Raw genomic sequence first — 26,830 nt, 5'->3', positions numbered from 1 at the left:
TTGCATTTTTGTGCCGATGATAACAAAAGAACAAATTGCCGGCGATTATCAGCAGATACAAGATGAAATATGCAAGGTCCTTGAAATACTGGACGGCACCGCCAGGTTTGAACAGGAAGTTTGGGAACGTGATGGCGGCGGCGGCGGTCGTACACGTATTATTCAAAATGGCAGCATTTTAGAAAAAGGCGGTGTTAACTTTTCGGCCGTACACGGCAAGCTGCCTGATGCCGTTAAGAAAGCCCTGAAGGTAGAACAAGATGATTTTTTTGCTACTGGTATCTCCATCGTTATTCATCCCAACCATCCGCTGGTGCCTATTATTCACATGAACATCCGGTATTTTGAAATGCCATCATCGTTTGAAAGCGGTCAGCCGCTGCGCTGGTTTGGCGGTGGCATCGATCTCACCCCGCACTACGTAATAGAGGACGATGCCCGTTTTTTTCACAACGGCCTGAAAATTGTTTGCGATCAGTTCCATGCCGATTTTTATCACCGTTTTAAAACCTGGGCCGATGATTATTTTTTTATTAAACACCGCGACGAAACCCGTGGTATAGGCGGCATATTTTACGACCGCTTAACCGCTACCGATGAGCTGAGCTGGGAAAATATCTTTGAATTTTCAAAAGCATTAGGCCGTTCTTTCGCACCCATTTATATCGAACTGGTTAACCGCAACCGCCATCAGCAATTTACGCCCGAACAACAGGAATGGCAATACCTGCGCCGCAGCCGTTATGCCGAATTTAATCTCGTTTATGATGCCGGTACCAAGTTCGGACTGGAAACTAATGGCCGTATCGAATCTATATTAATGAGCCTACCGCCGTTGGCCAAATGGGCTTACAATTACCAGGCACAGCCGGGCAGCGAAGAAGAAAAAACTTTGAGCCTGTTAAAAAAGGGCATCAACTGGGCGTAGATTAAATTTATAAAGGAAAAGTACATGGGTTATCTGTGTAAAGCTTCAGGCTGAGTTATAAAAACCACGAAGATATAATGACAGATCGCTTGAACAGTAATGCGGAACCTGTCGAAGCATTCGCCGCTTTGCTAAGTCTTCAACAAGATCAAACTTATAATCCATAATTATGAGCGATAGGCAAACAATTTAATAGGTCAATACCTTCTTTACCATATTTTCCGTTTACATGATCAATATATTCACCCTCATGAAAAAGTTTTTCACAACAGCTACCGCGGCCGCAACTATATTATTAATGGCCTGTAATGGTTCGCAAAGCAGTTTAGAAGGTAAATGGCAGTACGCCGGTGGTATTACAAATGGCAAAGCCGAAGGGGCTACGCAGGGTTACCAGTTGCAAAGAACCTATACCGATAAAAACTTTGAAGCCTACATGCTGGAAGAAGGAGTGGAGCCCGAAAGATACCAGGCCGGTGATTACACCCTTAAAGGCGACAGCTGCATTGAAACGGAAACTTTCAATATGCAGCCATCATTATTAACAGGGGTTGCCGTGCATTATCAGTACCAAGTAAAAGGAGATACCCTTATATTAAAAGGTACGTTGCCCACCAATAAAGTACAAGTGGAAGAGCATTGGACACGTTTGAAATAAAACTCCTTTGGCAGCGATTTTTACGTTTGTTTTAGTAAATTTGAGATAATAAAACAAATAGCTTATGAGCGCCGAAAACAAGCCCAAACTTGATGAAGGAGAAATTGAACTTCTTAAAGCAGCCTTAAAGATGAGCTATAAAGAACGCTTTTTAATGACTACCCGTTTATATAAAGTACATCAAACCATGCAAAAGGCTTCTATCCAACATAAGCCATATATAAGCAAATAATTTGTGGACATTTTTGACGAGGAAATATTAAAATTTTGGAAAGCGCTTCAAATTAATGATGTACAGTACATTATGATAGGGGGGTATGCCACCAATTTACATGGATACAATCGTTTTACCGGGGATTTAGATTTGTGGCTTCATGATACCTTAAATAACAGGAAACTGTTGCGACAGGTGTTTATCAGTTGTGATTTGGGTGATTATCCCATGCTGGAATACATGCAGTTTGTACCTGGCTGGACAGAGTTTCATCTCAATAATGGCCTTAGACTTGATATTTTGACGAACATGAAAGGGCTGGAAGATTACACTTTTGAAGAATGCTTACAAATGGCTTCCGTTGCAGATATTGACGGGATTGATGTTCCTTTCCTTCATATTAATCAATTAATTACCAATAAACAGGTCGTCAATCGTCCCAAAGACCAAATAGATGTTTTAGCATTGGACCATATTCGTAAGCTAAGAAATGAATCGAAATAATGGGTTTATCCAAGTACAATCATTAGTTAGATCTAATCCAGTAACGCTGTTTTACACCACCCCGAATGTTAGTAAAAAAGGGTGTATTCTTGCTTAAAATTCTTATCTTCGCAAGTCAAAATTTACACATTAACCTAAATATTTGAGCAAGATTTTCTCACATAAAAATTGAAATGGCTGAAGATAATTCACAGAACGAAGACAGAATCATTCCTATAAACATTGATGAAGAAATGCGGTCGGCCTACATTGATTATTCAATGTCGGTTATCGTATCCCGCGCGCTGCCCGATGTGCGCGATGGTTTAAAGCCTGTACACAGGCGTGTATTATTCGGCATGCTCGACCTGGGCCTGGCCAGCAACAAACCCTTCAAAAAATCGGCCCGTATTGTGGGTGAGGTTTTAGGTAAATATCACCCGCACGGCGATTCATCCGTTTACGACACCATGGTACGTATGGCCCAGGATTGGAGCTTACGGTACCCTTTGGTTGACGGGCAGGGCAACTACGGATCTATTGACGGCGACAGCCCCGCGGCCATGCGTTATACCGAGGCACGCCTGCAAAAGATAGCCGAGGAGATGATGGCCGATATTAATAAAGATACCATTGATTATCAGTTAAACTTCGACGACTCGCTGGAAGAGCCGAGCGTGTTGCCTGCCAAAATCCCTAACCTGCTGGTTAACGGCGCATCGGGTATTGCGGTAGGTATGGCTACTAATATGGCACCGCATAACCTAACCGAGGTTATTAACGCTACCATTGCCCTGATAGAAAACCGCGACATTGATGTTGCCGGTTTAATGGAACATATTAAAGGCCCCGATTTTCCAACGTCGGGTATCATATACGGTTACGAAGGAGCGAAGGACGCGTTTGAAACCGGTCGTGGACGCATTGTATTACGTGCCCGTGCCGAAATTGAAACCTTCAATAACGACCGTGAACGGATTATTGTGACCGAGATACCTTACCAGGTAAACAAAGCTGTAATGATTGAGCGTACGGCCGATTTGGTTAACGACAAAAAGATAGAAGGTATTTCTACCATCCGTGACGAATCGAGCCGCGAAGGTATCCGCGTGGTTTACGAGATTAAACGCGATTCTAATGCAGCTATCGTCTTAAATAATCTCTACAAATACACTTCCCTGCAAACTTCTTTCAGTGTAAATAACATTGCGCTGGTTAAAGGCCGCCCAATGCTGCTTAACCTGAGAGATATGATCCACCATTTTGTGGAACACCGCCAGGAAGTAGTTGTACGACGCACCCGTTACGAATTAGCCGAAGCCGAAAAACGTGCACATATTTTAGAAGGTTTACTCATTGCTTTAGACCACCTGGATGAAGTTATTAAACTGATCCGTGCTTCATTAACACCTGATGAAGCCCGCGAAGGCTTGATAGCCCAGTTTAGTTTGAGCGATATTCAGGCCCGTGCTATCCTGGATATGACACTGCGCCGTTTAACCGGGTTGGAGCGCGACAAGATCAAAGACGAATACGCTGAATTGATGAAGCAGATAGAATATTATAAATCTATCCTGGCCGATCCTGTTTTGCAAATGCAGATCATTAAAGACGAGTTACTCGAAATAAAGGAAAAATACGGTGATGAACGCCGTACTGAAATGGTACACTCGAGTGCCGAAATGATGACCGAAGACTTTATCGAAGATGAAGAAGTGGTGATCACCATATCGCACGAGGGTTATATTAAACGTACCGCATTAACCGAGTACCGCCGGCAGGGCAGGGGCGGTAAAGGTGCCATAGGCAGCAATAGCCGCGATCAGGATTTTATCGAGCACCTGCTTGTTGCATCTAACCATAACTACATGTTGTTCTTTACCGAAGCCGGTCGTTGTTTCTGGCTGCGGGTATTTGAAATTCCAGAAGGAACGCGTACCTCGAAAGGCCGTGCTATCCAGAATATCATCAACATTCCTAAAGAGGAAAGAATAAAGGCCTACATTAAGGTGAAAAACTTGAAGGATCAGGATTACCTGGAAAACAACTTCATTATTATGTGTACCAGCAAAGGCACCATCAAAAAAACTTCTTTGGAAGCATACTCTCGTCCGCGTGCCAATGGTATCAACGCCATTAATATTAATGATGGCGATTCGTTACTGGAAGCAACGCTGACCAACGGTAGCAGCGAGATTTTAATGGCCTTAAAATCGGGCCGTGCTATCCGCTTTAACGAGTCTACCGTTAGGCCAATGGGCCGTACCGCAACTGGTGTGAGAGGTGTAACCCTGGAGAATGAGCAGGATGCCGTAGTAGGTATGATAGCTATAAACGATATGGGGACTACGGTTTTGGTAGTATCTGAAAAAGGTTATGGTAAACGTACCGATGTGGAGGATTACCGGGTAACTAACCGGGGAGGTAAAGGTGTTAAAACCATTAACGTAACTGAAAAAACCGGCAAACTTGTTGCCATAAAAGATGTTACTGATGGTGATGACCTAATGATTATTAACCGTTCGGGTGTTATTATACGTATTGCCATGAACGAGTTACGTACCATGGGTCGTGCTACACAAGGTGTTCGTTTAATTACTTTGAAGGGTAATGATGAAATAGCCTCGGTAGCTAAAATTGAACACAGTGAGGAAGAAGAACTGGAAGAAGCATTAGAAAGCAGTTTGAATACAACCGGTACAGACGTAGGTATTGAAGATACTGAAGGCCCGTCGGCAGATGCATCGGAAGACACAGAAAACGAAGAATAAATTATGACAGTAAGCCATAAAATCATTATACTGGTTTTATTAGGGTTGTTTACCGCACCCATAGCCTTTGGTCAAACCGAAGCTTTGAAAGTAGTGGTAAACAACCTGGCTTATTATAAACAACGTGGCGAAATCAGATATTTAACTAACGCCAAAAAATCTGTCGATAGTTTAATTAAAACCCGCAAGGATTCTTCTAATCTCGATAAAAACCTATACAAAGCCATTGTTTATTCTAGCATAGCTTACATCGATTCGACCAATAAGCTTAACCAACCGGCCGATTTTTTTACTCAAACCGTTTTACTGGTTAACAAGCTGTCGGAAAATAAGAAGATATACAAGTACCAAACTGAACTCAGTTTTGCCAAACGATGCCTGGCCAATGTATTTATACGCAACGGTTTCAGTCAGATCAGGAATCTGGATTTTAACGGCGCGGTACAATCATTTCAAAATGCACAAACCTATGCACCCCGGTTTGGGCAAATAAACGCCTACATAGCGTACGCTAATACGCGTGCAGGTCGCTTAACCGAGGCTGTAAAATTTTACAACACCCTGTTAACTGCCGACAGTGCCAAAACCGAATATGTGATCGCCGCTTCCAACATTTATAAAACCATGGGTGATACTTCCAAAGCTTTAGAAGTGCTGCAAAAAGGACGCAAACTGTTACCGGGAGATAAGAGTTTATTGCTGGAAGAAGCCAATATTTACAATAACCAAAAAAACTATAAGGCTTTAGAACCTATGCTGAAAGATTTGCTGGATGCTTACGGTAATGATGCCGATGTTTTTTTTATTGCAGGTAACTGCTACGATCATTTAAAGCAGTATGATAGGGCAGAGTCGATGTACTTGCGATCTTTAGAGATAAACAATTCGGGGTATGAAGCTGTATATAACCTGGGATTATTGTATTTAAAACAAAGTGCCGGAAATAAAAATGTGCAGGAGATGGAAAAAAGCTTATCACGTTCGGCACAATGGTTGCAAAAAGCATATGAAATGTCTCCAAAAAACGTTAATACTTTAAAGTTGTTACAGCTCATTTATGCAAAAAACGGCAACGAACTTCAATTAAATAAGATAAATAGTACATTACAACAGTTAACTAACTAATAGACCTATGAAAATTAAATTTTTGATAGCAGGTACATTGAGCCTGTTTTCGGCAACGGTATTCGCACAAAAAGGCGAATTAACTACCGCTCAATCTGAGTACGATAAGTATGACACCTTCCGTCAGAACAAAGCGATGTCTGCTATGGCCCGCACCAGTATCAATACGGCTAAAACATCAATAGATAAAGCAGCAGCCAACGAAAAAACTGCTACACTTCCTCAAACCTATGCTTTAAAAGGTGCTATTTATAGTGCTTTAGCTTATAACGATACCGTAGCAACAACTTCGCAACCTTTATTTACCACTGCCAATGAAGCCCTTAAAAAAGCTAAAGAGGCTGATACAAAAGGAGAATACAAAAAGTTAATTGATGCCGGTAACCAATACCTGGGTTATAGCCAATTAAACAAAGGCGTGAAGGAGTTTCAGGCTAAGCAGTACGAAGATGCCTATAAATCGTTTGATTTTTACCGTAATATTTACCCCGATGATACAACCGCTGTATATTATACAGGTTTAGCTGCGGCAAACTCAAAAAATTATCCGGTTGCTATTTCTAACTATAAAAAATTGGTAACTACCAATTACAGCAGAAGGGCCGATATTTACTCGGATTTATCCAACCTTTACTTAATGACCAAAGATACGGCTGCTGCATTAGCCACAGTTAGCGAGGGAGTTACCAAGTTTCCGGCCAGTGCTACCTTACGTAGCCGCGAAGTTGAAATGGCTTTGCAACAAGGTAAACAAGCCGAAATAATTGATAAAATACAGGCAGCAATAGCTAACGACCCCAAAAATAAGAACCTCTATTTTTACTCGGGTATAGCGTACGGTAAAATTGCTGATGCTGCTGATAAAACAGCAAAAACCACTAAAGACGTAGCCGCTAAAGCTGCTGCCTTAAAAAACCGTAACGATAATAACGACAAAGCTGCTGATGCTTACAAAAAAGCTGTAGAACTTGATCCTAATTTTTTTGAAGCTAATTTAAATATGGGTTATGTGTTAATGACCCCAGCAGTTGATGATTATAACACGGCCAATAAGTTACCTATGAGTAAGCAAAAAGAATACACCGCTATGATGCTAAAAGTTACCGCAGCGGCTGATAGGGCAAAGCCTTATTTGGAAAAAGCTGTTGAGCTTGATCCTAAATCTTTAAGTGCATTAGGTAATTTGCGTAACTATTATATCATTAAGAAAGATACGGTTAAAACCGCAGAAACCAAGAAGAAGATGGATGCTTTACAATAGCATAAAAGAAGGGGCTCGAACTGAGTCCCTTTTTTTATGCTATACTACTTAACATAATGTTAATTATAAGAAAAATATAATTGCTTGTTTTAATTTAGGTCTTCATGTATTTTAACAAAAGTATCCATTTGTAATTCTACAATATATTTAATTCATCTATACATATCCATTGTATTCCGCATTATATTAACAAAAAAACCTGCATTATGTATGCAGGTTTTTCATATTTAGCCGGTAAATATTTATTTTAATGAGGCGTAAATTGCTTTGGCCGAATCCAGATGCATCTGTAACTTTGGTAAAGTTTTTTCGGCAAAATTATTTAACGCTTTGTTGGTATTGCGAGTAACCGATTGAAAAAGTTCGATGACTTTACCATGATCGGTAACCATCATTTGCATGTAAGCCTTATCAAACGCCGGCCCCGATAGTTTGCTCATATCGGTTATCATTTGCTGATGCTCTACACTTAAAGTATCCTTAGCATCTTTTATGTTTACAAATTTACTTTCTGCAATTTTTTTTAATTCATTACCTGCTACAGTATGATCGGTCACCATCATTTTAGCAAAACCTAGTACCCGTGAATTGGCAGATTTTGATTGTGCAACCATAGCCGATTTAATTTCGGTCATACCCGCTTCGTTGGCTTCCTTTATAAATGCAGAACCCTGGTCATCGACCAATGATTTTTCGTTGTAATTTTTAGCTCTTTTGTTTTCGTTACAGGCCGGTACCGATATAGCCATTAAGGCAAAAGCACTTAAATAAAGAATGTTTTTCATTTTTAAACAGATTATTTTTGCAGATAATTATTTTATTAACAATTAAATACATAACTGGTTTACAAACGATAACAATATTTAACCACTTTAGATTTACCTGCCTGCAATTATATACTATGCCAGGTTACGGCCGGCATTTACAATACCATAAACTGTACGTATAACCAACTTACTATAAGCACTTTTAAGCTCTTTATCTTGAGTTGTTTTTAGTTGTTTTAAAGCATAATGTTGTACTACAACCAAAGGTAAAATTATGCGTTCGCGCATAGCTATCGATCTTTTTTCTACCGGATATTCCTGCATGAGTTCCTGGTTGGCGGTTAATTCTAACAAAAGACTTTTGGTTAATATATATTCATCATGCAAAAGTTTCCAAAATTCACCATACTGCTCATCGTGTTGCAAATGGGCGGTAATGCGAAAATCTGTTTTAGACATCGACATCATACAATTATCGATCATGGTTTTAAAAAAACCGGATGATCTGTATAATTCAACCACATTTTGCCATTTACCAGCATCTTTCGCTTTTTTAACGGCCGAACCCACACCATAATAACCCGGTACATTTTGTTTTAACTGGCTCCACGAAGTTACAAAGCTTATGGCTCTCAAATCTTCTAATTTAAGTGGTGCACCTGCATTACGCTTTGTTGGCCGGCTGCTGATGTTGATATTTGATAGTAGTTTTAACGGGCTCAAGTTTTCAAGATATTCGGTAAACAACGGGTGTTTTCTCAATGCTATAAATTTTTCAAAACTTTCATCAGCCATAGTTGTGATCAATGCTTTGTGATTAACATCCAACAAATCGCGATGATGTGGATGTAACGCCGAAGTAACACCTGCATTCACCAACTGCTCAATATTATATTTAGCCGTTTCAATTGAACCGTATTGCGAACTTACAGTTTGGCCTTGTATGGTTAGCTGAATATGATCGTTGGCAATTTCTTTACCCATAGCGGCATAAAAACGGTGCGTTTTACCACCTCCTCTTGCCGGGGGGCCCCCTCTCCCATCAAAAAATGCTAATTCTATATTATATTTTTTAGTAATGGCAGTTAATTCTACCTTGGCTTGGTAAATAGACCAGTTGGCCATGAGGTATCCCCCATCTTTGGTACTGTCCGAAAATCCAAGCATAATCATTTGCCTGTTGCCACGCTTTTGCAAATGTGCTTTGTACACCGGGTGCGAGTATAATTTTTCCATTACTCCGGCTGCATTTTTCAAATCATGAACTGTTTCAAACAGTGGCATAAAATCAATGGTAAGGTTATTTTTTTTCCAACCGCACCATAAAAACAGGTTCATTAACAGCAGTATATCCGAAGCCTCCTGGCAATTACTTATGATAAAACGGTGACTGGCCTTTTCACCGTTTTGCTGCTGTATTTGATGCATTAATCTTATGGTACACAGCGTATCATTAATCATCGGATCAATGTTTTCTATGTTTTCTTCGGTACATGGATAGTCAACCTCGTTAAAGCTAATTGCTTTAAGTTTGTCATCTTCACTTAAGCTCTCAAACATATCGGCAGATAAGCCATGGTTTAACTCGGGCTGTTGCAGGCCATACCGGAATACGCTGCGCAGCACACGGCTATCTTGCCTTATGTCCAGTGCGGCAAAATAACAACCGTATAATTTAATTTTCAAGATCAGATCATCAATCAGATCAACAAAAATATGATCGTGATCTTTGGCTAAAATATCTTTTATACCTTGTAAAAGTTCTATCATTTCCACCTGCAGATCACCGGCTTCGGGCTGCGGGTTAAAGGCATTTATATATAACATGTCGCCTAATTTGTTCATAGGCTCTTCAATTCCTCTAAAGGTTATACGACGTTTAAGGATGCGGTAATCTCGGTAATAACACCTAAAGATGATTTGCCTCAACGTGGCCGCCACAGTACGGGTCGAATTTGTTCTCACATTGGGGTTGCCATCACGGTCGCCGCCGGGCCAAAAGCCTAATTCAAAAATTTGGCTTGCCACGTCCCTAAGATCAAACTCCTCATTCAACCGGGTTTGTATTCCGGCAAGAGCATAATAAAATACATGTTCCAAAAACCATATCAAACTTATAGCTTCATCAACCGGCGTGGGCGATGTTTTATTGAAAAATGGCGTTTTACCCAATTGATGCAACAGCAAATTAACCGTATTAATATCATTAGTTTTTAGTGCCTCAATTAAATCAGTCATGATAGTGAGCACCGTGCTGGGATAAAATTGAGTGGGATGCGCCGTAAGTACCAAACGGATAGAAAAGTTCTTTAGCTTTTCGCTGATCTTTTCGCGCATTTCATCATCGGCCGATATTTGTTGCAGCAAACCTTGTAGCGTACCGCTATCATCAGTACGACTCAATTTGCTAAACGATGAATCTTCAATAGCATCAAATAATACCACCTGTCTTTCAATATATTGTATAAACCTAAACAGTCGGTTAATTTGCTCCCTTTCGTCTACACCGGGTACATGCTCCTCAAAAAACGATTCAATGATTTCGGTAGGCGATTTTAATTGAGCAACACCTTTTTCGCAATGTGAGCTGAAAAACGGCAATAATATACCGGTATCTTTTACCTGGTAAAAAGGAAGTGTTAAAAACAAACTATTGTAAAGTTCGAAACGGGTTACTACTTCCTGGCTAAATATGGTTTCGCGATGGGTGGAATTTTGTTTTAAAGACATGGTTGTTACGCTGATGTTTTGGGCGAGCAAAATAGGTTTGCTTAGCTGGGCATAAAATACACATCTTATACTTAAATAAGTAAACTAAGTAATAAATTATAGTTAATTAGTAGACTTTTATTATTTATACAACATGCTGCTTAGTTTACATACTTTTGCAGCATTACAATACATTTTGCACCTGATGTTTGTTCAAACCCGCGAAATAAAAAGTTTCTTTTTTAGCCAGTACTTTAGTGATGGCTTACGCATTAGCATAGGTTTGCTTTTACCTGCCGCCATATTTGCCCAACTAAATATGTTGCAAACAGGACTTATTATTTCTTTAGGTGCCGCCTGCATGAGCGTTATAGACAATCCTGGGCCGGTTACTCATAAACGCAATGCCATGTTAATTGGTAATGCGTTAGTGTTTTTAGTTACTGTGTTAACGGGTTATGCACGTTATAATATTTGGCTTTTAGGTGCCGATATTACAATACTTTCCTTCCTGTTTTCTATACTGGTTGTTTACGGTAACCGTGCTGCTGCCGTAGGTACCGCCGGTTTACTTTCCATGGTATTTATTATGGATAAAGCACTTGAGCCGCATGAAATTTTACCGTACGCCTTTACTGTGCTTGCCGGGGGAACCTGGTACATGATCATGAGCCTTTTGTTTTTTGGGATAAGGCCGTACCGGGCGGCACAGCAGGCTTTGGGTGAAAACATTGGCGATATTGTAGATTTCTTAAGAATTAAGGCTGATTTTTATTTACCCGAAATAAATATCGACGATAACTACCGTAAACTGGTATCAAAACAAATATTGGTAAGCCAGCATCAGGACAATGTACGCGAAATGTTATTCAAGAGCCGGTTGGTGGTTAAGGAATCTACCAATTATAGCCGTATGCTGGTATTAACATTTGTTGACCTGGTTGATTTATTTGAGCAAATTATGGCTACGCATTATGATTATAACCACATGCGTGAGCAATTTGGCCACACCGGTATATTGGAGGATATTAGCAAACTGCTGCACCGCATGGGTAACGAGCTGGATAACATTGGCTATGCTATTTTATCAAATACTTCTTACCATTCTAACGTACGTTTTTTAAGTGACCTGGAAGATTTGAAAACCAGGGTTGATGCAATTGGCGCGAGCGACCATACCGGCAGTGTACTGGTATTGAAGAAAGTATTGATCAACCTGCGCAATCTTGACCTGAAAATACTCAGCATTTACCGTTATCATAAAATTAGGGCATCCAAAAAATTAATTAAAAACCCTCACCAGGTAGATTATGAGAAGTTTGTGGCACATCAGGATTTTTCTCCAAGGGTTTTACTGGATAACCTGACTTTTAAATCGTCTATTTTTAAATTTGCGCTGCGTGTTGCACTGGTTTGTTTGCTGGGCTTTGTAATTACAAAAAGCAGCGCCCTGTTGCATTTTATTAATGAGATTACAGGGCGTGAAATTGTATTTGGCCAGCACAGTTACTGGGTTATATTAACCATTATTGTAATTATAAAACCGGCGTTCAGCTTATCTAAAGAGCGTAATTACCAGCGTTTAATAGGAACTATAGTTGGCGGAGCTATTGGTATTGCTATACTTAGTTTTGTAAATAATGATACGGCGCAGTTCATTATATTGGCGGTACTGATGATAGGCGCTTATAGTTTTATAAGGGTTAATTACCTGATAGGCATCATGATGATGACGCCTTACGTGCTTATCCTATTCCGGTTTTTGGGAGTTGGGCATTTAAATGTTGCCGAGGAACGGATAATTGATACGGTAATAGGTTCAGCAATTGCATTTGGGGCAAATTATCTTTTGTTTCCAACCTGGGAATCGGAACAGCTGAAACAAAGCCTGCACGACGTATTATTGGCCAATACCGGCTACCTTATTAAAGTAGCCGAAACTATTACTGGCGTGCCGGTAAATACAACTGAATACAAACTGGCGCGTAAAGATGTATATATAAAATCGGCCAACTTATCGGCCACATTCGAGCGTATGACCTCGGAACCCAAAAACAAGCAACGTAAAAGCAACGATGTGCATAAGTTTGTAGTGCTTAACCATATTTTATCCTCTTATATAGCCACTATGGCATCGGCTGTATCAGGTAAAGATATGCACAGATCCCACCCGGAAACTTTAAAAGTAATTAAACGCAGTATAGCGGTACTGAACGATAGCACTAAAAAATTAGGTGGAACAGCTATTGAATTTACCGGTGATAAATTGGTTGCAGCCGAACCGGCAAACGCAAACAAACCCACCGCCGATGAAAACCTGTTGAAAGAGCAATTAGGTTTTATTCATAAAATAAGCTTGGATATAGCCAAAACTGCCGACAGCTTTTTAGAGTAATTCGTTAGCCAGGTTTGCCAATTCGCTGCGTTCGCCTTTTTGAAGGGTGATATGAGCGTATAGTGGATGGTTTTTGGCTTTATCAATCAGGTAAGATAGTCCGTTACTTTCGGCATCCAGGTATGGTGTATCAATTTGATAAATATCTCCTGTAAAAACAACTTTACTATTTTCTCCCGCTCTCGATATAATAGTTTTGATTTCGTGGGGAGTTAAGTTTTGTGCCTCATCAACCATGAAAAAAATCTTGGTTAGCGTTCGTCCGCGAATAAAGGCCAGCGGCGTAATGGAGATCTTATCGGTAGATACCATCTCATCAATTTTGTGTTGCATCTTTTCATCATCCACAAACTGATCTTTTAAGAATTTAAGATTGTCCCAAATAGGTGCCATATAAGGGTCAACCTTCGATTTAGCATCTCCGGGCAAAAAGCCAATATCTTTATTACCTAACGGGATTGTTGGCCGGGTAACATAAATTTGCCGGTAATTTTTACGCTGTTCCAAAGCGCTGGCTAAAGCCAGCAATGTTTTGCCGGTGCCTGCATTGCCCTGTATAGTAACTAATTTAATATCAGGGTTTAACAAGGCATGCAACGCAAAAGCCTGCTCGGTACTTTTGGGTTTTATATGGAATGCTGTGGGCTCATTAACACGTTCCAGCATACCGGTTTGCTTATTGTAAAAAGCAAGCACATTATTTTTTTTCCCTTCCAATATATAAAACAGGTTACCTTCGGGGGGGGTAATGTTTAATAATTCCAAACTTATAACCTGCTGTTTATTAAACTGGTTAATAGTTTTATCGGTCACCTTATTTAACATTGTGCGGCCGGTGTACAGCTCTTCCAGATTTTTAACTTTACCTGTTTCATAATCCTCGGCATGTAAATTAAGAGCTTTAGCTTTTAAGCGCAAGCAAATGTCTTTAGATACGAGCACCACTTTCCTGGTCGCGTTTTCGGCTTGCAAATTTAACGCTGCGTTGAGAATTCGATGATCTATCTTTCCGTTTCCAAATATGGTTTCGGCGTTAGTGTCGGTTATGGCTCTATCCATAATTACCTTAAAACTGCCTTTTTGCTTGCCGTTTAAAGGAAGCCACTCGTTAAGTAAATGGTTTTGTGAGTAATTATCCATAAGGCGGATAAAGCCGCGGGCTTCAAAGTTACGGGTATCGTTCCCGGTTTTCATGTTATCCAACTCTTCCAGTACCTGTATAGGAATAGCAACATCATGCTCCTGAAAATTTTCAAATGCGTTATGATCGTACAGGATAACAGATGTATCTAAAACGAAGATTTTTTTTTGGATCGTAGCAGCCCTGTTTTTTCCTTCTTTACTCATGCAGGGTAAAAATAGTTATTTTACCTAAAGCACAGAAATAAAACGGAATAGCTTGGGTTAATGACAAAAAAATCCCGAATGTTTATTGATTGCCAAAATACAAAAAACCCACAAAAAACAAAAACGGAAGCGTCCACATTTAAGTTTCTTCTTCCGTTTTTTTAACTCTTAAACCCGGCCATAGCCAGTTTCAAAAGCATCAAGTACGATTGTTGTATTTTAACCGAGCTGCTCTCTCTGTTACCGCTTAACATAACTCGCATTATGTATCTACGCTTACTCCTGCAAAGCTCATTACCTTTTAATTTTCACTGTTCTCCGTAAAGTACGGTGTCTATCCCGGTAATACCCCTTTTAACCTTCACCTCACGCCTCTTATAAATACTTACGTATTTTATTGCTTTTGAAGTTATGTTAGAGACTTCCCATGATCTTTAGCTCCTCCGAAGAATTGCCCGAATTCATTTTCTGTTTCTCAAGGCTGTCAAAGTACGTCGTTCTTAATAATACTAAGATATCGTTGCAGATAATACATGTCAAACAAAAAATAAAATTATTATTAACAAGTTGTTAACCAATATTTTAGTGTTGTTAACAATCAACTTACCTAAATCTCGTCTCGTAAGGCCAATAAGCTCACACTATCTTCCGCTTATTAACAACTTGCTTATTCACAATATATTAGCAAACCTGTTTTTTTGACCGGTAAAAAACAGCTTATAAATGGTTAAACTATATTTTTTCTGTTAAGAAGCGCCAGTATCTTTTAGGGATATGCCGCATGTGGAGCTTCGTATTTTTACGCGCCGGAATATTTACGCTTTTAAAATAATTTTTCCATAAATTTTGATATAATCCTTCATCTTCGGTATAAGATGAGATCACATTATCGGGACGTGCGGTAGCAAAGTCGAGCGTGATAAATTCTACCTCAAATAAATTATAAAACAAACCATAATTACGCCGCATATCATAAATTATCCATTTTTGATCGGTATAACGGTTTTTAAAGTGTTTGGCCACTAAGGGTAATATGTTAAAATCGGGTTCAATGGCCGAGTAAAAGGTTTCGTCCTGTAATTTCTGAAAACGGACAAATGCCTCCATCCGGTGCTTTTCGCGGCGGATCATGCGGATTACTTCGGCCAGGCGCAGCACATATTTGTTACCGTAATCTTCTTCCACGTTTTGGTTCGAATCAAATACATAACGGATATAACCTATCAGCATACCGTCTTCATCTTCCATGCCAGCCATGTGCGCGGCATATAAACGCTGTAAACCGGCTGGCGATAGTTTTTGCTGTAGTCCCTGCAATACACGGCCCGCGCGCGACTCGTCGGTAACTACTTTGATCACATCTTCAAATAAAGCCATGCTCAGCCACTCCCCTTTTTGAATTTTTATATTTTGCAGCTTATGCTCGTAAATTTCAAAAACGGCTGTAAGCAAACCTTCAAAACTACCGTCGTAAATTAATGTGGTCATATCAATTTTATTTATCGCCGTAGAGACATAGTACTTTGTGTATATAATTTTTATAGCATTTAGGGAATGCAAAGTATTGTGTTCTTTTTATATAAGACACAAAGTATTGTGTCTCTACGGGTTTATATTAAAACAGGTTAAGCTGGGTTACCGAACTTTTTAAATATTTGCTTTGCGATTGCGACAGTATATATTGCTTAATGGCCGTTCCGGTGAGATCGCGCCGCTCAAACTTAGGACTGTTACAGGTAATAAAATACTTAGCCCGGTTAAGCGCTACACCTATCTTTTTCAGCTGGTCCCAGTTTAACTTACCAAACTGCCTTGCACTCACAATTTTTTGTGCCGATTGCAAACCAATTCCCGGTACGCGCAGGATCAGTTGCAGATCGGCCTTGTTAATATCGATAGGAAAAACCTGCAGGTTACGCAGTCCCCAACTTAGTTTTGGATCAATGTCTAAATCCAGTAAAGGATTTTGTCCGTCTACAATTTCATTTACTTTAAAACCGTAAAAGCGCATTAGCCAATCGGCCTGGTACAAGCGGTTTTCGCGCACCATAGGTACGCTGGTATTTAATGCAGGCAAGCGTACATCACTTAATACCGGTACATAGCCCGAATAATAAACCCGCTTTAGATTAAAATTCTTGTAAAAATGATTGGCGGTGTGCAATACCTGCAAATCGGTTTCGGGTGTGGCGCCTATAATTACCTGCGTGCTTTGCCCGGCGGGTGCAAACATGGGCGCTTTTTTAAACAAGGCTTTTTCTTCGCTCCGCTGAATAATTTCATTTTTAAGAAAATTCATAGGCGCTATCATATCCTGACGGTTCTTTTCGGGGGCCAGCAGCTTTAAGCCTTCTTCGGTAGGCATTTCCAGGTTAACGCTCAGGCGGTCGGCATACATTCCGGCTTCCCGCATTAAATCATCGCTGGCACCGGGGATGGTTTTGAGGTGGATATAGCCGTTAAATTTATGCTCGGTACGTAGTTTTTTAGCCACGCGAACCAAACGTTCCATGGTAAAATCGGCATCTTTAAAAATGCCCGAGCTTAAAAATAATCCCTCTATATAGTTGCGGCGGTAAAAATTAATGGTAAGATCTACCACCTCTTGTACGGTGAAAGCTGCACGCTTAATGTCATTGGTTTTGCGCGATACACAATATGCACAATCGAAAATACAATGATTGGTCAGCAAAATTTTCAGTAACGATACGCAACGACCATCCTCGGTATAAGTGTGGCAAATACCGTTACTGGCATTTCCTAATCCGCCATTATCGTTTTTACGCTTACTGCCGCTCGACGCGCACGACACATCATACTTGGCAGCATCCGCCAAAATGTTTAGTTTTTCCGTTATCCTTTCTTCGTTCATAACAATCAAATTTACTAATAAATTTAGTAATTCAAATTTAATGCCATTAAAACTTTACAACTTGCGGATGGTTAGTGTTGAAAACATAGACAAAATGGAAAAAGTATATACAGCTGTGGTTACAGCTAAAGGCGGCCGCGATGGTCATATTCGTTCATCGGATGGTGTAATAGACCTGGATTTAAAAAAGCCTAAAGAAATGGGCGGCGAAGGCGGAGACTTTACCAACCCGGAGCAATTGTTTGCCGGTGCGTATGGTGCCTGCTATTTAGGCGCTTTAGGCAGCGTGGCCAAAAAGGATGAAATAGAGGTAAGCGAAGCCACTGCCGAAGTACATGTGACCTTTAATAAAGACGGCAATGCTTTTGCGCTATCGGCCGAATTGCATGTGCATATACCAGGCTTAAGTTTAGATGAAACCCAGCAACTGGCCGATAAAGCCCACCGTGCATGCCCTTATTCTAAAGCGGTGCGTGGTAACATGGAGGTTAAGGTGCTGGCGGTTTAGCCCCCCAGCCCCCTAAAGGGGGAGTTTAAAAAGATACCTTACTGTAGTTTGTGATGACGACAGCGTTTTGATCTTTCAACAATATTTTAAAAATTAACATAGCGCATTAATTGCGCTATGCTAATTTTACTTACGGACTAACCGTCTTCCCCGACTAACGAAACTCTCTTTTATTAACTCAAAAATCCACGGGCTTTTTCTAAAGCACGGTCTAAACCGGTTACATCTTTACCACCTGCAGTAGCAAAAAAAGGCTGACCACCTCCCCCGCCCTGTACTTCCTTAGCCAGTTCGCGAATGATGTTACCGGCGTTCAGGCCGCGTTCTTTTACCAGGTTTTCGGCAATCATTACTGTGAGGTTGGGTTTGCCGTCAATATCGGCAGCCAGTACCAGGAACAGGTCGTTTACAATATCTTTTAACTGGTAAGCCAGTGTTTTGATGGCCTCGGCATTAGGCAGGGCTACTTTTTGGGCAATGAAGTTGATGCCGTTAACCTGCTCGGCTTTTTGGGCCAGTTCGGTTTTTAAGCCGGATGCTTTTTCGTTAACCGATTTTTCAATCTCCTTTTTCAGGCGATTGTTTTCTTCTAAAAGGGTCTCAATACTTTTGGCAATATCTTTCGGGTTTTTAAGCAGTTCTTTCAACTGATGCACCAGTTGACTCTGCTCGTTGATATACTTTTCAACGCCCTCACCTGTAATAGCTTCAATACGGCGTACCCCGGCTGCCACCGCACTTTCGCTGGTGATTTTAAAAAAGCCGATACTGCCGGTAGCCTTTACATGCGTACCTCCGCAAAGTTCTTTGGAGAAACTATCATCAAAAGTAATTACCCGTACATAATCTCCATATTTTTCGCCGAACAGGGCCGTTACGCCGCTATTTAAAGCCTGCTGGTAAGGCACATCGCGTTCCTCTTTCAGCAGGATGTTCTCCCGTATTTTTTGGTTCACGATAGTTTCTATCTGTGCAATTTCCTGCTCGGTAACCTTGCTGAAATGCGAAAAATCAAAACGCAAATATTCGGCATTAACCAATGAACCTTTTTGGTTCACATGGCTGCCCAGTACCTGTTTCATGGCGGCATGCAACAAGTGTGTGGCCGAGTGGTTATTGTTGATGTTGAAGCGGCGCTCTGGGTCAACATAAGCGGTCAGTGCATCGTCTAAAGTTTCGGGCAACTCATCCGTAAAATGTACAATGAGGCCGTTCTCTTTCTTAGTATCAGTAATTTTAACAATCTCTCCGTTAGGGAAGATCAGATCGCCGGTATCTCCTACCTGGCCGCCGCTTTCGGCATAAAAAGGTGTTTTATCCAGTACCAATTGAAATTGTTCTTTGCCTTTAGCAGTTACCTTACGGTATTTCACAATATGCGCAATGGTTTCAGTTTCGTCGTAACCGGTAAATACTACACCATCATCTTCTTTCAATAAAATCCAGTCGCCAGTATCAATAGCGGTTGCAGCGCGGGAACGGTTCTTTTGTTGTTCGAGAGCTTTTTCAAAACCTTCCACGTCAACCAAAAGCCCTATTTCACGAGCCATTAGAACTGTCAGATCTATTGGAAATCCAAATGTGTCGTATAGTTCAAATGCAAAAGCTCCAGAAATTTTGGAATGCTTTACGGTTAAATTATTAATATCTTGACCAGTCTTTGCAGCATCAGTCACAACTTTTATTTTTTCTTTATTAACAGTTTCATGAAGATAGGCGTTGTATCTTATTATACCTTTATCTAAAGTCTTAAGAAAAGCAACTTCTTCTTCAAAAACTACTTTTTTAACAAAACTCTGTTGGTCAAACAATTCGTTAAAAACACCTTTAAATTGTTGAGCCAACAACGGAACCAATTCAAACAGTATCGGTTCTCTAAAACCGATATATTGATAGGCATACCTTACTGCCCTTCGTAAAATTCTACGAATCACGTAACCAGCTTTGTTGTTCGATGGTAACTGACCGTCTGCTATGGCAAAACATACAGCACGTATATGATCAGCAATAACCCGCATTGCAATATCAGATTGTTGTCCAAAAGGAGATTTTAAATTAGGATATTGAATTCCGCTTTTTTCACTAATGAACTCTATTAGCGGCATAAAAACATCCGTATCATAGTTGGATGTTTTGCCTTGCAGCACACGTACCAAACGTTCAAAACCCATACCGGTATCCACATGGCGGGCCGGTAAAGGTTGCAACGAACCATCTTTTAAACGGTTAAACTGCATGAATACATTATTCCAAATTTCGATCACATTTGGGTCGTCGTTGTTTACCAATTCCGCTCCCGACACCCGGCTTCTTTCTTCGTTAGTTCTGCCGTCAAAGTGAATTTCCGAACATGGCCCGCAGGGACCGGTTTCACCCATTTCCCAAAAGTTGTCTTTTTTATTGCCGGGTAAAATATGGTCTTCGGCTACGTATTGTTTCCAAAAGTCGTAGGCTTCCTGGTCTTTGGCCAAACCCTCTTTTTCGTCACCTTCAAAGTAAGTGACATACAGGCGGTCCTTTTCCAATCCGTAAACACTGGTCAGCAGTTCCCAACTCCAATCAATAGCTTCCTTTTTAAAGTAATCGCCAAAGCTCCAGTTGCCCAGCATCTCAAACATGGTATGGTGGTAAGTATCTACTCCAACTTCTTCCAAATCGTTGTGCTTTCCCGATACCCGTAAGCAACGCTGTGTATCGGCCACGCGAGGTGCTTTTGCGGCCGCTTCTCCTAAAAAAATATCTTTAAACTGGTTCATACCCGCGTTGGTGAACATCAGTGTAGGATCGTTTTTTACCACAATAGGTGCCGATGGCACAATGGTATGGCCTTTAGAAGCAAAAAAATCCAGGAAAGCCTGGCGTATCTGTTGAGCGGTCATGAGAACTTGCGTTATATAAAGTGTGCAAAAATGTGAATTTTTTGGGAAAATTTGAGCATTAAGATTTCCCATCGGGTTGTGCAGTTAATTTGGGTTTGTGCTCCTAAACTTACTTCATCTGCTCTTGGCCGCAGAGGCCTTTGTTCTTTTTCTTGATAAAAAGAACCAAAAATCAAGTCATCTCTCTATGCTTCTTTGCCGCACGAGGCCTTTACCCTGCAAAGCCGGGCAGCACCACGGGCTGTTTATATTTTGCCCTTACTTAGTTACAAATTAGCACTTCATCAGGCAAAATATAAAAGGCCCCTGCCTTTGCGCACAAGGCCACCAACTGCTGACCGGCTTTCGCCCGAAGCTGGGAGATGACGAAGCAGCTCCGTATAAATAAAGAGCATTATAAACGCCTTGATTAAAGCCCTCCCTCCCGGGGAGGGTTTGGGAGGGGCTTTTCTAAATTCTATAAATTCCATATCATACAAATTTCTTATGTTTGAGAGTTATTTTAGCAATTACTATTACAGCCCGCATGAGTAAACTTTGGACTTATTTAAAAACTAAAGATTTTAGAAACCATTTTTTAGGTGCCATTGGTTCGGTATTAGCTGTTATTTTAATTGCTTATTTAAGTTTGGGTTATTACACGCGTCATGGGTCGGGCATACCGGTACCTGCGCTTAAAGGTTTAACCATTGAACGCGCCCGGGCTGTGTTAGAAGAACAGGGCTTTAACTATAAAATAGATTCAGTTTATGTGCAGGACCAGCCGCCGGGTACCATTTTAGAGCAAGACCCTGATGCCGGTACTAATGTAAAAGAAAATCGTACCATATACTTAACCATGGTTACCACGCAGGCCCCCAATGTTGGCCTGCCCGATATTGAACAAAGCACTTATCGCGAAGCCCTGGCCGTACTATCCAACAGCGGTATAAAAGTGGGCGATACCACTTACCGGTCTGATATTGCCCGCGACCGTATATTGGAGGTCCGTTTTAAAGGGCAGGTCATCAAAACAGGTGACAAATTACCTAAAGGCTCAATGGTGGACTTGGTATTAGGCGATGGTGCCGGCGCTAATGAAGTAGATATTCCCGATTTGATGAACCAAGACCTGGATGCAGCGCGCTTTGCCATACGGGGTGCCGGTTTAACCATGGGTAATATTACCTACCAGGGCAGTATAACCGATTCTACCAACCTCATTGTAGTTTCACAATACCCTATGAAAACCGACTCTACCTCAAAAACAAGCATTGGTACGCGTGTTAATTTAACGGTTACACAAGGAAAAAATCTGGAGGAACCCAAAACTGAAACCCCTGAGCAACAACCCTGAAATTAGTGCTGCCGAACTGCAAAACCGTATAAATAACGGAGAGGAAGTGCAAGTGCTGGATGTAAGAGAACCAATAGAATATCATACGCATAATATTGGTGGGATAAATATTGCTTTAAGTAAGTTGGAAGTGAATTTTAGGCAATTAAGCTGGAATAAAACCGACGAAATTATCGTTATATGTCAGGCTGGGTTACGCAGCCAAACGGCTCAATTAATTTTGCAGCAAAATGGTTATCAAAATGTACGCAACCTAACCGGCGGGCTACTGGCATTGAGACGAGTAAAAAATTAATACCTGTAAAAGAAAACATCTGTTATGGATAATCAAAAACCGTCATCGGGCGGCACGTTTAAAAAATTTATTATCGCACTGGCCGCTATCATCATTATATCATTGGGTGTTACCGGCTGGGTGTATTACCTGCGTTATTTCGGCCCTAACGTTACCGATAAGCAAGAATACTTATACATACATTCGGAAGCTACTTACAACGATGTTTACCAAACTATACGAGAACAAGGCATTGTTAATGACACGACTTATTTTAACTGGGCAGCCCACAACATGCACTATATAGACCGTGTAAAGCCGGGTAAGTACCGTTTAAAAGAAGGCATGAGCAACCGTAAGCTCATTAATATGCTGGCCATAGGTAACCAGGAGCCAGTGGATTTAAAATTTCGTGGCTTGCGATTAAAATCGCAGTTCGCGGGTTACATTTCCAAGCAAATTGAGCCCGATTCTATGGCGATCATCAGCTTGCTGGATTCGGCCATATTTGTAGAAAAGTATGGCTTCACTACCGAAAACGTGTACACCATGTTTATGCCCAATACTTACCAACTGTACTGGAATACCACGGCTGAGCAGTTTTTTGAGCGCATGCATAAAGAATATGGAAAATTTTGGACCGATAGCCGCAAGCAACAGGCTGCCGCTTTAAACCTCACTCCTATCCAGGTTTCTATTTTAGCCTCGGTGGTTGATGCCGAAGCTTTGCACGATGACGAGATGCCAACCATAGCCGGTTTGTATTTAAACAGGCTGAAAAGAGGGATTAAAATGGAGGCCGACCCTACCGTAATATTTGCCACAGGCGATTTTACCATAAAGCGAGTGCTGAACCGTTATTTAAGCACCCCATCACCCTACAATACTTACCGTGTTACCGGTTTACCACCGGGGCCAATTATGATGCCATCGGTTAATGCCGTAAAAGCTGTGCTGAATTATAAACAGCATAATTACATTTATATGTGTGCTAAAGAAGATTTTTCGGGCTATCATAATTTTGCTACTACAGTATCGCAACACTTGGCTAACGCACACCGCTTTCAACAAGCTTTAAACGAGAAAGGAATTAAGCGCTAATGTTTGTACACACCACTAAAGTACGCGTACGTTACGGCGAAACCGACCAGATGGGTTATATGTACTATGGCAACTATGCCGGGTTTTTTGAGGTGGGCCGTGTGGAAATGCTGCGTAGTTTAGGCCTCACTTATAAGTGGATGGAAGAAACGGGCATTATGATGCCTGTACTGGAAATGAAATGCCGCTATCTGAAACCAGCTTTGTATGATGAGGAAATCAGCATTAAGGTAACTATGGAGAAAATGCCCGGTGTAAAGATTCATTTTAAATACGAACTATATAATGAAAAGCAAGAATTGATACACATAGGCGAAACCTTACTGGCATTCATCAATATGAAAACCAGCAGGCCAAGTTTGCCACCTCAAGAATTTTTAGACCTCGTTAAACCATTTTTTGCGTAATTTTGATACGATGGACTGGTTGAACCGATTATTGTTAAAAACGGCTATTTACCGTGCATTTTTGGAGTGGACCAAATCCGTTATTTTACCCGGCTTTCGTCCCTTGCCGTTATATACCATCGGTGTATTCTTTTTCGGCGAATTAAATAAGAGCTCGTTAATTAACCGGGCCTCGTCATTGGCGTTCAATTTTATGCTGGCTTTTTTTCCGGCTACCATTTTTTTGTTCACCATTATAGCGTTTGTGCCTATCGCAAACTTTCAGGATACGCTGCTTAATGTCATCGCTGCTATATTACCCAGCAACGCTTACTTAGCGTTTAAAAGTACGATGGAAGACATTATCAAAAACCAAAACGGCAAGTTGCTAACCTTTGGTTTTATATCGGCCTTATATTTTGCAGCCAACGGGGTTTATAACCTCATGCAAGCCTTTAACAAGTCGTCGTTAATTGTGGAAAACCGTACCTGGCTTAAGCGTAGGCTCATTTCTATAGGGCTAACTATAGTTATAAGTTTTTCACTGTTTTTGGCCATTACAATTTTGATTGCAGGGCAGGCATTGCTGAATTTTTTAAAATCGCATGTTTTTGAAAAATGGGCTTTCTGGTTATGGCTTATTGCAGCAACAAAGTGGATAGTGGTAATACTTATATTTTTTGTGGTTGTATCCCTGTTATACCGTTACGGTCCTGCTCATAAAAACCGCTGGAAATTTTCCAGCCCCGGTTCTATATTAGCTACTGCACTGGCGGTTTTAACATCACTGGGTTTCTCGTATTATATTAATAATTTTTCATCATATAATAAAGTGTATGGATCTATCGGTACGTTATTGGTAATGATGATCTGGCTATACCTGAATTCACTCATTATTTTGATCGGGTTTGAGCTAAACGCGAGCGTCGACCTTTCTAAAAGGAGCATAAAAATCGTTAAACCACGCGTAAATACTTTTAAAAGCAATAAAAGTAAAACGGAAATAATAAATTAATTAACTGATAATAAACGTATTACTTCAACGTTTAAAATAACTTGAAAAAATTACATTTTCAATTTGTCAATCCGTCCCAGATTTGTACTTTTGTCCCCGGAGAGTTGGCAGAGTGGTCGATTGCGGCAGTCTTGAAAACTGTTGACTTGTTAAAGGGTCCTGGGGTTCGAATCCCTAACTCTCCGCCAGAAGCATTTAAAAAGTGATTTAAGCCCTTTAATTAAGAAATTAAAGGGCTTTTTCTTTTCCAATACCTACCAAAACTCGCAAATAATCGCAAAACTCTATTGCGTCATTCGTAGCGTCTTTTCAAAATCGAGCTAAAAATCAAAAAGACGTTACGAAGGGCTTGTAACCATTTGTATTACAGCATGTTCGCGACACGCGCATCTTGTGAAAAGAGTGGCTGAAACGTAATTTTGTTTAACTTTTATTAATGTTTTATGTTAGAAAAAACGTTTGGGTTATTGTTCTTTTAAAGCAGCCCAAAAACAAACACGAAAACAACAGATTTATCTATCTGAAAATCACCGTCGATGGTAAAGCCGTCGAGGTTTCTACCAAGCGCAGGTGTGAACAATCAAGGTGGAATGGCCACGCTGGCCGTGCCATAGGCACAAGAGAGTCGGCCAAGGAACTAAACCAGTTTCTTGATTCCTTTGAGCAGCACGTATTCCATGTGAAACGGATGCTTAACTATTCTGACAGCGTCATTTCAGCACTGGCTATTAAGGATATCCTAACCGGGAATATTGAAAAACCAAAAATGATCATGGAAGTATTCCAGCAACATAACGACCAAATGAAAGCGTTGGAAGGCATAGATTTCGCTTCCGGCACTATTGACCGTTATCATGTGTCCCTGGAACATACCCGCGCTTTCATCAAATGGATGTATAAATTAGATGATAAACCGATCAAAGAGCTGGACCATGAATTTATCTCGAAGTATGCATTCTGGTTAAAAACCGAGCGGAAATGCAACCACAATACAACTATGAAGTATCTGGCCAACTTTAAAAAGGTGGTTTTGATCTGTGTAAAAAACAGGTGGTTGCCCGGAGATCCGTTTGCCAACTTCAAACTGACCAAAAAAACGGTCGAAAGAGTGGCGCTAACAGAGGCGGAACTTTTAAGAATAATAGAAAGGAAGTTTATTTCGGAAAGGCTGGATATTGTCCGGGATGTGTTCGTGTTCAGTTGCTACACGGACCTTGCTTACGCAGACGTAACAAATCTGAGGAGATCAGACATTAAAAAAGGCGTTGACAATAAGGAATGGATATTTATAAAGCGGCAAAAAACCAATTCGCCGTCGAGTCTGCCATTACTGGCTCAGGCCAGACAGATTATTTCAAGTTACCGGGAACATCCTAAATGTGCCGCTTCGGGAATGGTCTTGCCGGTGCTAACAAATCAAAAGATGAACGCTTACCTGAAAGAGATAGCTGATTTGTGCGAGGTAAAGACGGAACTCACCTTTCATATCGCGAGGCATACCTTTGCCACAACGGTAACGCTCAATAATGGTGTGCCGATAGAATCCGTATCTAAAATGCTCGGCCACGCCTCCATTAAGCAAACCCAGCACTATGCAAAAACACAGAACTACAAGGTGAGCAAGGATATGCTCCAGCTGGAAAAGACTATTATTAAGAAAAATCGTGTAAAGAAATAGTGGATAAAGAAAATCAAATTCTGGCGATGAAGGGACGGTAATTAAATTAACACTCTCTTCCCTATCCATAGGTGAATTAAATAAAAAGTTGGAAAATAACCAACTTTTTATTTATCTTTGATT

At 40.7% G+C, this 26,830-nt stretch carries 21 protein-coding genes and 1 tRNA gene; 16 read left to right on the top strand and 6 right to left on the bottom strand.

What is annotated here, in order from left to right; genetic code table 11:
* The first annotated feature begins 16 nt into the window (after window positions 1–16).
* The 7 genes from hemF to ACFQ3S_RS13175 all read left to right on the top strand — a co-directional run bounded on the left by hemF (window position 17) and on the right by ACFQ3S_RS13175 (window position 7,440).
* A complete protein-coding gene (hemF, locus tag ACFQ3S_RS13205) occupies window positions 17–928 on the top strand; it encodes an oxygen-dependent coproporphyrinogen oxidase (protein WP_377165151.1) in 912 nt (303 codons plus the stop codon).
* 250 nt (window positions 929–1,178) lie between these two features.
* Window positions 1,179–1,586, top strand: coding sequence for a hypothetical protein (locus tag ACFQ3S_RS13200; RefSeq protein ID WP_377165149.1), 408 nt, complete (start codon window positions 1,179–1,181; stop codon window positions 1,584–1,586).
* A 64-nt stretch (window positions 1,587–1,650) separates the two neighbouring features.
* A complete protein-coding gene (locus tag ACFQ3S_RS13195) occupies window positions 1,651–1,818 on the top strand; it encodes a hypothetical protein (protein WP_377165147.1) in 168 nt (55 codons plus the stop codon).
* A 3-nt stretch (window positions 1,819–1,821) separates the two neighbouring features.
* Complete coding sequence (locus ACFQ3S_RS13190; RefSeq protein WP_377165145.1) at window positions 1,822–2,304, top strand: nucleotidyltransferase; 483 nt, start codon at window positions 1,822–1,824, stop codon at window positions 2,302–2,304.
* A gap of 173 nt (window positions 2,305–2,477) precedes the next feature.
* Window positions 2,478–5,054, top strand: coding sequence for a DNA gyrase subunit A (gene gyrA / locus ACFQ3S_RS13185; RefSeq protein ID WP_377165143.1), 2,577 nt, complete (start codon window positions 2,478–2,480; stop codon window positions 5,052–5,054).
* A gap of 3 nt (window positions 5,055–5,057) precedes the next feature.
* Window positions 5,058–6,179 carry a tetratricopeptide repeat protein gene (locus ACFQ3S_RS13180; protein WP_377165141.1) on the top strand — a complete coding sequence of 374 codons (1,122 nt, stop codon included), beginning with the start codon at window positions 5,058–5,060 and terminating at the stop codon, window positions 6,177–6,179.
* A 7-nt stretch (window positions 6,180–6,186) separates the two neighbouring features.
* Complete coding sequence (locus ACFQ3S_RS13175; RefSeq protein ID WP_377165139.1) at window positions 6,187–7,440, top strand: tetratricopeptide repeat protein; 1,254 nt, start codon at window positions 6,187–6,189, stop codon at window positions 7,438–7,440.
* Between the two features lie 242 nt (window positions 7,441–7,682).
* Here ACFQ3S_RS13175 and ACFQ3S_RS13170 read toward each other — a convergent pair whose 3' ends face one another.
* Window positions 7,683–8,225, bottom strand: a complete 543-nt coding sequence (locus tag ACFQ3S_RS13170; protein ID WP_377165137.1) for a DUF4142 domain-containing protein — start codon at window positions 8,223–8,225, stop codon at window positions 7,683–7,685.
* A gap of 114 nt (window positions 8,226–8,339) precedes the next feature.
* Window positions 8,340–10,937 (bottom strand): phosphoenolpyruvate carboxylase, encoded by a 2,598-nt coding sequence (locus ACFQ3S_RS13165; RefSeq protein WP_377165135.1) that lies wholly within the window; start codon window positions 10,935–10,937, stop codon window positions 8,340–8,342.
* Between the two features lie 133 nt (window positions 10,938–11,070).
* Here ACFQ3S_RS13165 and ACFQ3S_RS13160 point away from each other — a divergent pair, with 133 nt between their 5' ends.
* Window positions 11,071–13,311 (top strand): FUSC family membrane protein, encoded by a 2,241-nt coding sequence (locus ACFQ3S_RS13160; protein WP_377165133.1) that lies wholly within the window; start codon window positions 11,071–11,073, stop codon window positions 13,309–13,311.
* Here the strand turns inward: ACFQ3S_RS13160 and ACFQ3S_RS13155 are convergent.
* The 3 genes from ACFQ3S_RS13155 to ACFQ3S_RS13145 all read right to left on the bottom strand — a co-directional run bounded on the left by ACFQ3S_RS13155 (window position 13,303) and on the right by ACFQ3S_RS13145 (window position 17,530).
* Window positions 13,303–14,658 carry a PhoH family protein gene (locus ACFQ3S_RS13155; RefSeq protein WP_377165131.1) on the bottom strand — a complete coding sequence of 452 codons (1,356 nt, stop codon included), beginning with the start codon at window positions 14,656–14,658 and terminating at the stop codon, window positions 13,303–13,305. The two genes, ACFQ3S_RS13160 and ACFQ3S_RS13155, sit on opposite strands and share 9 nt — an antisense overlap.
* Window positions 14,659–15,390: 732 nt before the next feature.
* Window positions 15,391–16,146 carry a TIGR03915 family putative DNA repair protein gene (locus tag ACFQ3S_RS13150; RefSeq protein ID WP_377165129.1) on the bottom strand — a complete coding sequence of 252 codons (756 nt, stop codon included), beginning with the start codon at window positions 16,144–16,146 and terminating at the stop codon, window positions 15,391–15,393.
* 127 nt (window positions 16,147–16,273) lie between these two features.
* Window positions 16,274–17,530: a putative DNA modification/repair radical SAM protein gene (locus ACFQ3S_RS13145; protein ID WP_377165127.1), complete on the bottom strand. Its 1,257-nt coding sequence runs from the start codon at window positions 17,528–17,530 to the stop codon at window positions 16,274–16,276.
* A 94-nt stretch (window positions 17,531–17,624) separates the two neighbouring features.
* On the opposite strand from ACFQ3S_RS13145, the gene ACFQ3S_RS13140 reads away from it, so the two are divergent.
* The gene (locus ACFQ3S_RS13140) at window positions 17,625–18,038 is read left to right on the top strand and encodes an organic hydroperoxide resistance protein (protein WP_377165125.1); all 414 of its coding nucleotides are present in this window, start codon (window positions 17,625–17,627) and stop codon (window positions 18,036–18,038) included.
* Window positions 18,039–18,211: 173 nt separating this feature from the next.
* Here ACFQ3S_RS13140 and alaS read toward each other — a convergent pair whose 3' ends face one another.
* Window positions 18,212–20,917: an alanine--tRNA ligase gene (gene alaS, locus ACFQ3S_RS13135; RefSeq protein WP_377165123.1), complete on the bottom strand. Its 2,706-nt coding sequence runs from the start codon at window positions 20,915–20,917 to the stop codon at window positions 18,212–18,214.
* Window positions 20,918–21,443: 526 nt separating this feature from the next.
* Here alaS and ACFQ3S_RS13130 point away from each other — a divergent pair.
* The 7 genes from ACFQ3S_RS13130 to ACFQ3S_RS13100 all read left to right on the top strand — a co-directional run bounded on the left by ACFQ3S_RS13130 (window position 21,444) and on the right by ACFQ3S_RS13100 (window position 26,707).
* Entirely contained in the window at window positions 21,444–22,253 is an 810-nt protein-coding gene (locus ACFQ3S_RS13130; RefSeq protein ID WP_377165121.1) for a PASTA domain-containing protein, read from the top strand.
* Window positions 22,210–22,548 carry a rhodanese-like domain-containing protein gene (locus ACFQ3S_RS13125; protein WP_377165368.1) on the top strand — a complete coding sequence of 113 codons (339 nt, stop codon included), beginning with the start codon at window positions 22,210–22,212 and terminating at the stop codon, window positions 22,546–22,548. The genes ACFQ3S_RS13130 and ACFQ3S_RS13125 overlap by 44 nt, the downstream gene beginning before the upstream one ends.
* 24 nt (window positions 22,549–22,572) lie before the next feature.
* Window positions 22,573–23,628, top strand: coding sequence for an endolytic transglycosylase MltG (gene mltG, locus ACFQ3S_RS13120; protein WP_377165119.1), 1,056 nt, complete (start codon window positions 22,573–22,575; stop codon window positions 23,626–23,628).
* Window positions 23,628–24,035 (top strand): acyl-CoA thioesterase, encoded by a 408-nt coding sequence (locus ACFQ3S_RS13115; RefSeq protein WP_377165117.1) that lies wholly within the window; start codon window positions 23,628–23,630, stop codon window positions 24,033–24,035. Before mltG ends, ACFQ3S_RS13115 begins: the two co-directional genes overlap by 1 nt.
* A 10-nt stretch (window positions 24,036–24,045) precedes the next feature.
* Window positions 24,046–25,029 carry a YihY/virulence factor BrkB family protein gene (locus tag ACFQ3S_RS13110; RefSeq protein WP_377165115.1) on the top strand — a complete coding sequence of 328 codons (984 nt, stop codon included), beginning with the start codon at window positions 24,046–24,048 and terminating at the stop codon, window positions 25,027–25,029.
* Window positions 25,030–25,127: 98 nt separating this feature from the next.
* Window positions 25,128–25,217 (top strand) — tRNA-Ser (locus ACFQ3S_RS13105).
* Between the two features lie 248 nt (window positions 25,218–25,465).
* Window positions 25,466–26,707, top strand: a complete 1,242-nt coding sequence (locus ACFQ3S_RS13100; RefSeq protein ID WP_377165113.1) for a site-specific integrase — start codon at window positions 25,466–25,468, stop codon at window positions 26,705–26,707.
* Window positions 26,708–26,830: the final 123 nt, after the last annotated feature.

This window comes from Mucilaginibacter terrae (assembly GCF_042679325.1).
GTDB classification, from domain to species: domain Bacteria; phylum Bacteroidota; class Bacteroidia; order Sphingobacteriales; family Sphingobacteriaceae; genus Mucilaginibacter; species Mucilaginibacter terrae.
Note: the sequence above shows the minus strand (reverse complement) of the source record. Positions and strands in the feature narration are given on the sequence as shown.